This window comes from Lewinella sp. 4G2 (assembly GCF_001625015.1).
Classification (GTDB): domain Bacteria; phylum Bacteroidota; class Bacteroidia; order Chitinophagales; family Saprospiraceae; genus Neolewinella.
On the sequence record NZ_LVWJ02000014.1, the window covers coordinates 698,854 to 710,186 of the forward strand.

Below are 11,333 nucleotides of genomic sequence, written 5' to 3' on the forward strand. Positions count from 1 at the left end.
CAAAGGTAGGTTCGGGGGTGGCAAAATTGGCCTTGCACGAGTTTGCACGGCCTTGCACCGCGCGTGTTTCCTGGGTTTTTGGTGGCGCCGTCACTTTTGTGGCCGAACCAAACCCCTCACGACCGTGAAAACATTCTTTTGCCTTTTGTTACTCGCCCTTTTCATTGCACCCGCGGCAGCGCAGAATAAAATTCCACTGGAGGCCGCGGCTTGGAACCTTAATGGTTACGACGCCAGCTTCATTACCCACCGGGGTGTGCCTGCGCTGAAAATTGGTGATAAGGGGGCAGCGGCGACCGGCGAAAACATCATCGTGCCACGAGACGTGAATTTCAGCAACGGGACGATTGAGTACGACGTGGAACTCACGGACCAGACCCGGTTCACGAGCATTCATTTCCGGCGGAAGGACGCCCAAAATTCCGAGCATTTCTACCTGCGGAGCAATGCGGTGGGGGACCCGATGGTCAACTCCGCCATCCAATACGCCGCCGTCCTCGGGGGCGTGAATTTGTGGGACCTGAGTGGCGACTACCAGTCCAACGCCACGCTGCTGGGCTCGGGGTGGAACCACGTCAAATTGGTGGTGCGCGACCGGCAGTTGCTGGCCTACGTGAACGATATGGAAACGCCGGCCCTGTACGTGCCGCAAATGGACGGCGACTGGACGAGTGGATCGATTGGCTTCGACGGCAGCGTCATCCTGGCCAACCTCACCATTACGCCCGACGTGACCCCGGGACTGAGCCCAGGGGCCGGCTTCGACCCGACCCACAACGACGCCCGTTACCTCCGCAACTGGCGCATAAGCCCGGCGGCAGCCCTCCCCTTCGGCACGGAACCGACGGAGGTGCCAAAAGATGGTGCGTGGACGCCCATCCGGGCGGAGCGGCTGGGCCTCGTCAACCTCAGCCGCCGTTTCGGGAAAACGCCCGGTGGCGAACGCCGAATTACCTGGCTCAAGACGAGCATTGCAGCCACCACCGCCGTCACCCGCCGGCTGGACCTGGGCTTCAGCGACGAAGTCTACGTATACCTGAACGGGAAGCCGCTGTACGTGGATAAGAATCTGTACAACACGCCGGGTATGAAGGCGCCGCGGGGGCGGTGCTCCATCGAAAACAGCCACTTCGAGCTCCCCCTGCAGGAAGGCGATAATGAGTTGGTGATCGGGGTAACGAATTTCTTCTTCGGGTGGGGCATCGTGGCGCGGCTGGAGGATGGGGCGGGGTTGCGGTATTGAGCTGGGTGCAACGTTTGCCGCTTACAGCAAAGGCGCAGCAACTTTTAACTCGCTACCCGCTATTCCACACCCATGAACCTCCTTTTCCTCTGCTCCCGCAACCAGTGGCGCAGCCGCACGGCTGAGACCATCTTCAAAAACAATGGCCTGCACCAGGTGAAGTCCGCCGGTACTTCGGCTGCGGCGCGGGTGCGCGTTAACGCCAGTTTGTTGAGGTGGGCCGATCGTATTCTGGTGATGGAGGACCGCCACCGGGAGATCATCGAGGAAAGGTTTCCGGATGCCGTGCGGGGGAAGGAGGTGGAGGTGCTGGACATTCCGGATGATTATCGGTATATGAATGAGGAATTGGTGGCGGAATTACGGTTGGTGATGGAGGGCATCATCGATTAAAATACACTCTGGTTTAATCAAAGAAAGCCCCCACCACTCGCAACGGTGATCGTCACGGGATGGTGGGGGCTTACGAGGAGGATTTGCGCGCTAGCGAACGGTCGCTACCTAGATTTTCAAATCCGCTAGGCTGAGCTTAGAGGTGCGGCCCATTTGCTTGGTGCGTTTGCCTTTTTCCTTGCGGTTTTCGTAGCGTTCGGTGCCACGGTCGGTGGCGTCGCTGACTTTATCGGACCATTCGGCGAGTTCGGCATCGGTGAAGGTCTGGGCATCCTTTTTATTGATCATTTTGCGGATCCATTTGCGGACGTCCTTATCGCCCTTCTTGACGACGGGCACGAGGGCCACGCGGGCCTTCAGGCCACCGGGGAGGACGGCGGACTCGAGGACGTAGATACCGCCGGCTTCCAGATCGGCTTCCACGTAGGAGCGGTTTTCGGAACGGGCCCAGAAGACGTGTTCGCCGGGCTCACATTCGTAACGGAGGTACTTCCCGGCGTTGAAGCGACCGAGTAGTTGGTCGCCGTCGTAGTAACGGAAATTGACCAGCATGGCGTTTCCGGGAGCGCGGACGATGTAGACCACGGCTTTGCCCTCGGCCGGTGGGGCGAGTTGGGCGTCGGCACTTACGATGGCGATTAGAACGAAAAAAAGGGAGAGGAGAATTCTCATGTTAATAGGGGGATTTAATTTAGGGGACAAAAGTAGGAGATTTCTGTATTTGTATTGTTGGGAAGGTTGCGTCGAATGCTTTTGGGCGCTGACGCGGGTGCGGGGTTGGGGATGGTGGTGCGTTGTTACTTTGGTGCTTTGGCATCCGATGCATCAAAGTAACAACGCACTAAAGGACTAAATCTGTTATTTTAACGAATGACGATTTCCGTTGCGTTCGCTCTTCTAATTTCGATTTTCGCCGGGATCTTTCCTGACCTTCGGTCCGTCTGATGCGCTTTGCGTCTACTGCGTGGTCCGGGCTATCATGGTGATGACTACCGGTATATGAATGAGGAGTTGGTGACGGAGTTTCGGTTGGTGCTTTGGTGCTTTGGCATCCAACGCATCAAAGTACCAAATCCGTTACTTTTAGGGAAAGCCAAAAGCCGTTGCCCACTCGCCCCCTCACCCTCCTCCTTCGCACCTGCGTGAGCGCCCTGATTGTGTTGATGCTGAGTTTTGGCGGACTGCTGGCCCAGTGCCCGAGCCCAGACGTGGCGATCGTGAACAGTTGCGTGACGGTGGCCAACCCGACCAACCCGGAGCGGACGGTGGAGGTGGAATTGTTGGTGTTGCAGAACGGGGAGATGGACTTCCCGGTGAATAACTTGGGGATCGACCTGCCCTTTAATGGCTTCGGGAGCCAGAACGGGGACGTGGGGACGGGGCCGGACGGGACGCCTTATAACTGCGCCTTCAAAGTGCCAACGGTGACGGCGTTAACGGGGTGTGGGGACGTGGTGCCCCTCGGGCCGGACGGGATCATCCCCGCCAACGCGACCGTGCTGTTCGTAATGACGGGGAACGCGTCCACGGTAAGCATCGATAGTCTGGATTTCAGCGCGCTGTGCAGTAATGGACGGACGATCTACGTGCTTCAGAATGCTTGCGAACGGACCGTCGGCGCACTCGCCAACCGGCCCGGTAGCGGGGCGAATACGCTGCGGACGATCACGGTGAACTGCCCCAGCGAAGCGACGGACCTGACTTACGACACGGCCCTACTACCCGACGGCGACGGTGCTTACTACGACCGCACGGCAGATGAGTACGGATTGCGGGAAGATTGCTCGGTACCGGCCCCAGTGATCGCCGTGGTGGACACGATGGTGGTAGATACGATGACGGTCGATACCATGATGACGGACACAATGACAACGGACACAAGCGGAATGGACACGGTGACGGTGGATACAGTGGTGATGAACGATACACTCGTTATGGCGCCGGATTTTCCACTGTACCTACCGACGGCCTTCAGCCCGAATCGGGATGGGGTAAATGATCGGTACCGGGTGGGGCTGCCGTTAGGAGCCGTTGGCACCGTGCGCTACACCATTTATGACCGTTGGGGCGGGCGGATTTACATCGGCACTGAACCTTGGGATGGGCACGAGGCACCGGACGGAGTGTATCTCGCTGTGGTGGACTATTTTGAAGGAGGGGTATTGGTGAAGCGGGTTGGGCGGGAGGTTTTGTTGATACGATGAGTAGTTTCTAGGGTTTAGTTTCTAGTTGCTAGCAACCAGTCACTAGCAACTGAAATTAGAAACTCATACGGGCACAAGAGATCTCCTCGAGTTTTCACCCCGCTAAGTGGCGCTCGTAAAGCCGCAACCGCAAACTATCTTTACCCCATGTCCGAACCTACCGAAAAGAAGCTTTTCCTGCTCGATGGCCACGCCCTCGTTTACCGTGCGCACTTTGCCTTTATTAACCGGCCGCTGATCAACTCCAAGGGGATCAATACTTCGGCGATGATGGGCTTTACGCGGACGCTGTGGGACCTGATGAAGAACCAAAACCCTACGCACCTCGCGGTGGTGTTTGACCCCGAGGGGCCGACCTTCCGCAACGAGATCGCGGCGGACTACAAGGCCAACCGGGAGGAGCAGCCGGAGGACATCGGGGTGGCGTTTCCCTACGTGCACCAGATCCTGCAGGGGTTCAATATTCCCGTGATCATCATCCCGAACTTTGAAGCGGATGACGTGATCGGCACCCTCGCCAAGCAGGCCAGTAAGGAGGGGTACGAGGTGTACATGGTGACGCCCGACAAGGACTACGGGCAGCTCGTGGAAGAGAACATCTACATGTACAAGCCCAGCCGGATGGGGAACGGGATCGAGATCCTCGGCGTGAAGGACATCAACAAGAAGTGGGACATTAAGGAGCCGATCCAGGTCATCGATCTGCTGGCGCTGATGGGGGATAAGGTGGACAACATCCACGGCGTACCCGGCATCGGGCCGAAGACGGCCGCCAAGTTCATCAACGCCTACGGTAGCCTGGAGGGCATCTACGAGAACATCGACGACATCAAGGGGAAGAACCGGGAGCGACTCATCGAGCACAAAGCGATGGCCGAACAGAGCAAGGTGCTGGCGACGATTGACGTGAACGTCCCCATTGCTTTTGACGCCGAGGCCTACCACATCAATGAATTCGATTACGACCACTTGACGGACATCTTCCGCGACCTGGAGTTCCGGACGATCGCCAACGAGATCCTCAACACGAACCCGGCGTTGGAGCAGAACGCGCCCGTCCCGACGCAGGGGGATCTGTTCGCCCAACCCACTTCCTCCGCACCTGCGTCAGCGCCCAAAAGAGGGGGAGGACGCTTCAGCAAGCCGGCCGCCCACGCGATTGCGGACGACCACTTTGCGAACACCGAACAGGACTACCACAAGGTGGAAAGCGCCCCGGAACGCGCCGCGCTGATCGACCAGTTGAAACAGCAGCGGATCTTTGCCTTCGATACCGAGACCACGAGCATCGACCCCACGCAGGCGGAGCTGGTGGGCCTTAGTTTCAGCTGGGCGCCCGGGGAAGCGTACTACGTGCCGGTGCCCGAAGACCGGGCTGCGTGCGAGGCCATCGTGGCGGAATTCGCGCCCTTGCTGGCCGACGAAAGCACCCAAAAAGTGGGGCAAAACCTTAAGTACGACCTGATCGTGCTGGAGCGCTACGGCGCCCCCGTGCGCGGCGACCTGCTGGATACGATGGTGATGCACTACCTCATCCACCCGGACAAGCGCCACTCGATGGACCTCCTCAGTGAGGAGTACCTGAACTACAAACCGATCCCGATCAAGGACCTGATTGGCTCCGGCAAGAAGCAACTCACAATGCGCCAGGTGCCCGTGGATAAAGTGGTGGACTACGCCTGTGAGGACGCCGACATCACCATGCGGCTCTACCACGCGCTGTGGCCGGAGCTGGAGGAAGAAGGCCTCGTGGAGCTGTACAACACGATCGAGGCGCCGCTGATCCCGGTGCTCGTCAACATCGAACTGGCCGGGGTGAACCTGGACGTGGACTTTTTGAAGAACTATTCCGAAGTCCTTACCACCCAGTTGCGGACGATCGAGAAGGAGATCTACGACGAGGCCGGGAGTGAGTTCAACATCGGCTCCCCGAAGCAGATCGGGCAGATTCTGTTCGAGCGCATGGGCATCCATTACAAGGGCAGCAAAACGAAGACCGGGCAGTTCAAAACGGACGAGGCCACGCTGCAGGACGTGGCGGTGGAGTACCCCATCGTGAAGAAGATCCTCAAGTACCGGAGCCTCTCCAAACTGCTCGGCACCTACGTGGACGCCCTGCCCCTGCTGGTGAACCCGCTGACGGGCCGGATCCATTCCAGCTTTAACCAGACGATTGCCGCGACGGGCCGCCTTTCGAGCTCCAACCCCAACCTGCAGAACATCCCGATGCGGACGCCGGAGGGCGCGGAGATCCGCAAAGCTTTCGTACCGCGCGACGGGGACCACGTCTTGCTGGCGTCGGATTACTCCCAGATCGAGCTGCGCCTCGTGGCCGCCCTGAGTGGTGACGAGGGGATGGTGAAAGCCTTCCAGGAGGGCCGTGACATCCACACGGCAACGGCGGCCATCGTGTTCGACGTGCCGTTCGAGGAAGTGGACCGGACGCAGCGGAACCAGGCCAAGACGATCAACTTTGCCATCCTCTACGGCGCCGGCAGCCAGCGCCTGATGCAGGAGTTGGAGATCTCCCGCCAGGAGGCCAGCGACCTGATCAAGAACTACTACGAACGCTTTGCCGGTTTGCGGGACTTCATGAAGTCCTCCGTCGATACGGCCAAGGACGAAGGTTACGCGATGACGTTGTTGGGCCGGAAACGAACCTTGCGGGACATCAATAGCCGCAGCTCCGTGGCCCGCGCCCTATCCGAGCGGATGGCGATGAATACGCCGATTCAGGGCACGGCCGCCGACATGATCAAGATTGCGATGATCCGGATTGACGAAGCCCTGCGGGCGGGTGATTTTAAGACGGAGATGATTTTGCAGGTCCACGATGAACTGGTCTTCGACGCGCCGCGGGAGGAGGTCGAGACGGTTAAGCCCATCATTGAGCAACTGATGCGGGAGGCGATTCCGGATCTGGCGGTGCCGATTGTGGTGGAGACGGATATGGGGGAGAATTGGTTGGAGGCGCATTAGGGGGGGGGCCTCCTAAGGCAGTATCTTCTCAACGCCCTTCATTGATTGACTGTCGTGGACTAACTCGATGATGATTACTACTGGGTTAGGTGTTTCTTCAACGGTGTAGATAATCTTGTAAGAACTTTCCGGTAAAAAGCGGTAGGGGTTATCGCTCTTCTTTCGTTTAATCCTAAGTTGACCGTATCCATCAGGAAAAGTTTTTAGCGACTGTATTGCCAGCAGCAGTTTGCGTTCCATCTTCAGAGCAGTTTGCAACGAAGCTTTTTCAGTTAGATGATCAACGATGTGTTGTAGACTGGCTTGTGCTTCGGTGGATACGCGCACTTACTATTGCTTTACCACTGAGCGGACTTTTTCGCGATTATGTCGTCCACGTCAAGGTAGTTACCCCGCTTCACGTCATTGACGATTTTTTCGAAGACGTCGTCTGCTTCGCTGGCCAGGATCGGCTCATTATTTTTAATATTGTAACCTATCACTTCGCCTTGCACGTCTTGTTCCTCACGCTCATAAGTCTTGAGCAGCGCGTACACCGCCGCTAAAAAACGCTCGTCGATTCGTTCCAGGATTTGCTGGCTTTCGGTCCGCATGTCGATTTTGGTCATGGCTATTGGTGTTGGTGGCGTTGGTCTAAAAGTAACGGTTTAGCGGTTAAGTCAGTTGTTTAAGTGGTTGGGAGGTGGTGGTTGGTTTTGCACTTTTTTGTGTCTAGTAGTACGTTGGTGCCTTTTTTTTGGTGGACAGGCCGGCTTCGAGTTTAACGAGTTCCTGGCCGGATGGGGCGATGGTGGTGGAGGTACTGGCGGTGGGGGTGGTTTTGCTGCGTTTGAAGATGGTGCGGTTGTGGGGGAGGAAACGGTTGTACTGGCAGGTGCGGTTAGTGTCGTTTTCGTGGGTTTTGGAGTGTTTGGGAACCATTTGATTTTTTGTAGCCCTTGTGTTTGCGGGGAGGAGGAGTTTCGGGCGCGCCCAATTGACGCTACCCGTCAAGCCTGGCGGCCTGCGGGTAGCTGCTCATTGGGCGGGAACGATTTTACTCGACTGGGCCTTTTAAAATGACTTCACCTGTTGTATTAAATTTTATTAACATTCCCCCGATCAACCCGTGGTTTACTCCGCCCTTTCTTATAGGTGAGTTTCCATTATCAAAGTAGAACAAGACGGGTACCCTTTCACCATCCAACAGAATAAAGCGCCTAGACGTATTAACCTGTTTCTGCACAGATTCAGGTAGGTTCGCTGTATAATTGAACGTGATCGTAGTAGAGTAGTCGCAGTCATTTACTAGGGCAAATATTTCAGCGTTTCGTACTCCAGTTCTAAATCTTGAGTCTTTTAAGTCCCTGTAAACTGCTTCAATTTGATCGTTTAACTCTTCCTGGTACTCTACTATTATCATGCTAGTTTGGCAAGAAGATAAATAAGCAAGTAACAGAATGACGGATGTAATCGATGCTTTTCTCATTTCTTTAATGCATCTAGTGCCCGTTGAATTAAGCTGATTTGGCCACTGTAAACGGAAGAGTTTGGCCCTACGATTGTACTACCCTGGCGGTTATGGCCAATGGTGCTACCCTTAGCTCCAATACTGAATGTAGTTACTCCTCTTCTTCTGGCATTGGTGCCATCCGGACCTGCATTATTTCTATCCCTCACGTCTGCTACACTCGAATATCCAGTCTCGTTCTGATGCGTGTGGACATCGCCAAAGCTGGCAGCATTCGGACCATGCGCTTCTCTTACTTCTTCAGGGCTACTAAGTTGAATATGTCCCGGCCCGCTTTTTGGTATACCCATCTTGTTCGTACCAGAGCCATCAACTCTCGATAGTGTTATAGTCCCCGAATCCGTATCCATAATCATTTCGTAAGCCTGCTCGTTTCCGCCAGGATTGTCGTCCGTCATCGTCGCTTGAGCGTCGTTCATCAGACTCTGGTACGCTGCCCCTTCACTCTCCGCTCCTTCGGGTAAAACCGTAGTTAATTCTTTGGCACCGCCATTGGCTACCAGATTTGGTCCTGTGGATCACCAAGACCTGCTCTTCTTTCAGCTCCAAACTTAGCGATATCCGTAACACCATAATTCTTGCCGTCATTGACCCCATCAGATCCTAAGTGACGAACAGTACCGTTATGTACGTACCAATAATCCCCTAAGGGTGAGCGTCCATCAGGATCAATAAACCGTATTGGATTATTGAATGTGTAATTGTACGGTGACCAACTCGCCATACTTGAAGCAAGAGGGTCTACAGATGTCCATCTTGCCACCGCCGCATCATACCACCTAGCCCATAATCATACAACCCCAGCTCCCCATTAAACTCCTTACCGTTGTACCGGTACCGAGCCTCCTCCCCACCAGCATTCCAATCCCCCTCCATCTCCATACTAAAAGCATAGTAGTGATGCTCCCCCAACACCTCTTGATCCTGGATAACCCCATCCAAATTAAGGTCCGCAAAACGGACGCGGGTGTTGCCGAGGTGATCCTTTAGGTAATACTCGTACTGCCACGTAACGCGGGTGGGGCACTTTTTCGTGTCCACCAGTACGTTGGTGCCTTTTTTGGCGGAGAAGCCGGCTTCGAGTTTGACGAGTTCCTGGCCGGTTAGGGCGATGGCATTGGTGGTAGGGATCTTGGCGGTGGAGGTGGTTTTGCTGCCTTCGAAGACGGTGCGGTCGCGGGGAAGGAAACCGTCGTATTGACCGGCGTAGTTGCTCTCATCGTCTCCGAAGGTTTCGGGGTGGTTGGGGACGTCGGTTTCTTCGCAGCCGCTGTGTTTCTGGGGGAGGGGGGGCAGTTGGTTAGGGGGGGCTAATTGACGCTACTCGGAAAGCCTGGTAGTACGCGGATAGCTACTCATTGCGGGGACTGCCACCGTATTTTTGCCAATCTTTTTTCGAGAGACTTTTCAACAAAAACGCCTCCAAGTACTTGTTTTCTCCTGAAAGAGTAATATCAATGGGTCTTGATCTTCTAAACGATTCAGCCGGTAGCATTATAGTCTGAGTTTCATTTATCCTAAAATAAAGGTATTTATATCTCTTGCTGCTTGATACTTCGATAACTTTCCAATATTGTTTATAACCAAATGGAATAGTATCTCTATAAATTAGTTCGTTGCAATGAGCTCCTGGACAAAAACCCTTGATCTCTAATCTCACATCGTCCCACCCACTTCCTAGTACGACTACACTACTATTTCTACTACAAGAAGTAATAATGACGGTCACAAACAGGAAAATAGTCATTTTCAATCGCATAATCATTGTCCTAATTTCAGTGCATACATCGCAACATTCGTCTGCCTTCTAGTTCTTTTAGCAGTAGGATTATATTTATTGCTACCCTTGTTAAGGCTACCACTATTATACATATTTCGAGCCATTTGATACTGAATTGCGTCCAATCTATGATAGCTCGAAGTTGGATTTCCATTCCATACATCATCTGGATGATGCATCATATTGTTATATGATATATCGTCCTTATTTAATCCAGAATTGCCAGGATAATCTTTAGGATGAAGAAGGCCCAACCAGTGGCCTACTTCATGTATTATGTTCGTTGTCGATGTGACGTACATAGCTTTACCACCAATGTCATTTACAAAACCCCTAGCATTACCCACTACACTTGATTTATCCAAAAAATTTTCCATATAGATCACATGATCACTTTCTTCTACATCGCTCCCGTCGGATGCTGTCAGGTTAGAATTTACAGACAACTGAACGTCACCATCAATTGACATTCGGTTCTGTATTCTACTATTTAGTTTTTCGACGAACCCTTCCTGTTTGCTCTGTCTCCATCCATTATTAAATACTACTTTTCCGGTCAAGTTGATTGTCACAGAATTTATACTCCCCTCATCGTCATAACCTACATCTATACTAATATCGTCTCCCAGTGGATCATTATAATATATTGGGTTGTTCCCCATTCCATTGTAAGGAGATAATGCTGTAAATTTCTCTAATAAAGGATCTACTTGTAACCATCGACCTATTGTTGCATCATAAGACCTGTAAAACGCTAAATCCAACTCCAGTTCCTCATTCCTTTCTATCCCATTATACCGATAGAGTAGCTCACCTACACCAACTTTCCCGCCTTCAACCACTCCCAGACACATGCCCTAAGGTACTCATTTTCAGTTTCTTCTTCAGTTGAAAATAAAAACTGAACACGCACGCGCACGCGGTCTTGATCACGACGACGCCACCGGTTCTCAGTCCTCCGGTGGCATAGTTGTAGCCCGGACTGGATGTTCGCTTTGGTCGCACGGTCTACGGGAGCAACCCACCCATCGATGTCACCAAAGTGAACATCCAGGCTGGGCTTCGCGGGGTCTGGGGCGGCGATTTAGCCCCAGTGTTAGACGGGCGGTAAGACGAGCGGTCCCGCTGGTCACGTCCACCGTCTCAAGTTCGGTCCGTCGGTCTTTCGTTTTTGGTCCCAAAGTCTTCAGCTCGGTCCCCTCCGGCCGGTGGAGCTTCCGCGGA

The 11,333-nt window shown here is 54.0% G+C and carries 12 protein-coding genes; 4 read left to right on the forward strand and 8 right to left on the reverse strand.

Annotated elements, in window-relative coordinates:
• Window positions 1–124 precede the first annotated feature (124 nt).
• Together A3850_RS04330 and A3850_RS04335 are read left to right on the forward strand one after the other, a co-directional pair.
• Window positions 125–1,243: a hypothetical protein gene (locus A3850_RS04330; RefSeq protein WP_076639964.1), complete on the forward strand. Its 1,119-nt coding sequence runs from the start codon at window positions 125–127 to the stop codon at window positions 1,241–1,243.
• A gap of 72 nt (window positions 1,244–1,315) precedes the next feature.
• Window positions 1,316–1,636, forward strand: coding sequence for a low molecular weight protein tyrosine phosphatase family protein (locus A3850_RS04335; RefSeq protein ID WP_068214573.1), 321 nt, complete (start codon window positions 1,316–1,318; stop codon window positions 1,634–1,636).
• A 108-nt stretch (window positions 1,637–1,744) separates the two neighbouring features.
• On the opposite strand, the gene A3850_RS04340 is transcribed toward A3850_RS04335, so the two are convergent.
• Window positions 1,745–2,308 (reverse strand): hypothetical protein, encoded by a 564-nt coding sequence (locus A3850_RS04340; RefSeq protein WP_068214575.1) that lies wholly within the window; start codon window positions 2,306–2,308, stop codon window positions 1,745–1,747.
• Window positions 2,309–2,739: 431 nt separating this feature from the next.
• On the opposite strand from A3850_RS04340, the gene A3850_RS04345 reads away from it, so the two are divergent.
• A complete protein-coding gene (locus A3850_RS04345; protein ID WP_068214576.1) occupies window positions 2,740–3,840 on the forward strand; it encodes a gliding motility-associated C-terminal domain-containing protein in 1,101 nt (366 codons plus the stop codon).
• A 147-nt stretch (window positions 3,841–3,987) separates the two neighbouring features.
• Window positions 3,988–6,819, forward strand: coding sequence for a DNA polymerase I (polA, locus tag A3850_RS04350; protein WP_068214578.1), 2,832 nt, complete (start codon window positions 3,988–3,990; stop codon window positions 6,817–6,819).
• Between the two features lie 12 nt (window positions 6,820–6,831).
• Here polA and A3850_RS04355 read toward each other — a convergent pair whose 3' ends face one another.
• From A3850_RS04355 to A3850_RS04385, 7 genes are all read right to left on the reverse strand, one after another.
• On the reverse strand, window positions 6,832–7,146 hold the full coding sequence (locus A3850_RS04355; protein ID WP_076639923.1) for a type II toxin-antitoxin system RelE/ParE family toxin: 315 nt from the start codon (window positions 7,144–7,146) through the stop codon (window positions 6,832–6,834).
• Between the two features lie 11 nt (window positions 7,147–7,157).
• Window positions 7,158–7,427: a hypothetical protein gene (locus A3850_RS04360; RefSeq protein WP_068214581.1), complete on the reverse strand. Its 270-nt coding sequence runs from the start codon at window positions 7,425–7,427 to the stop codon at window positions 7,158–7,160.
• A gap of 103 nt (window positions 7,428–7,530) precedes the next feature.
• The gene (locus A3850_RS04365; protein WP_068214583.1) at window positions 7,531–7,740 is read right to left on the reverse strand and encodes a hypothetical protein; all 210 of its coding nucleotides are present in this window, start codon (window positions 7,738–7,740) and stop codon (window positions 7,531–7,533) included.
• Between the two features lie 543 nt (window positions 7,741–8,283).
• Window positions 8,284–8,748, reverse strand: coding sequence for a hypothetical protein (locus A3850_RS20105; RefSeq protein WP_157500878.1), 465 nt, complete (start codon window positions 8,746–8,748; stop codon window positions 8,284–8,286).
• A 77-nt stretch (window positions 8,749–8,825) separates the two neighbouring features.
• Window positions 8,826–9,092, reverse strand: coding sequence for a hypothetical protein (locus A3850_RS20550; protein WP_076639924.1), 267 nt, complete (start codon window positions 9,090–9,092; stop codon window positions 8,826–8,828).
• Window positions 9,071–9,370, reverse strand: a complete 300-nt coding sequence (locus A3850_RS04375) for a hypothetical protein (RefSeq protein ID WP_068214586.1) — start codon at window positions 9,368–9,370, stop codon at window positions 9,071–9,073. Before A3850_RS04375 ends, A3850_RS20550 begins: the two co-directional genes overlap by 22 nt.
• A gap of 720 nt (window positions 9,371–10,090) precedes the next feature.
• Complete coding sequence (locus A3850_RS04385; protein WP_068214590.1) at window positions 10,091–10,963, reverse strand: RHS repeat-associated core domain-containing protein; 873 nt, start codon at window positions 10,961–10,963, stop codon at window positions 10,091–10,093.
• Window positions 10,964–11,333 lie beyond the last annotated feature (370 nt).

Bases quoted from the DNA above. Each gene is read 5' to 3' on its own strand.
- A3850_RS04335 (WP_068214573.1), top strand. From the start codon at position 1,316: ATGAACCTCCTTTTCCTCTGCTCCCGCAACCAGTGGCGCAGCCGCACG.
- A3850_RS04340 (WP_068214575.1), bottom strand. From the start codon at position 2,308: ATGAGAATTCTCCTCTCCCTTTTTTTCGTTCTAATCGCCATCGTAAGT.
- polA (WP_068214578.1), top strand. From the start codon at position 3,988: ATGTCCGAACCTACCGAAAAGAAGCTTTTCCTGCTCGATGGCCACGCC.
- A3850_RS04360 (WP_068214581.1), bottom strand. From the start codon at position 7,427: ATGACCAAAATCGACATGCGGACCGAAAGCCAGCAAATCCTGGAACGA.
- A3850_RS04365 (WP_068214583.1), bottom strand. From the start codon at position 7,740: ATGGTTCCCAAACACTCCAAAACCCACGAAAACGACACTAACCGCACC.
- A3850_RS20105 (WP_157500878.1), bottom strand. From the start codon at position 8,748: ATGAACGACGCTCAAGCGACGATGACGGACGACAATCCTGGCGGAAAC.
- A3850_RS04385 (WP_068214590.1), bottom strand. From the start codon at position 10,963: ATGTGTCTGGGAGTGGTTGAAGGCGGGAAAGTTGGTGTAGGTGAGCTA.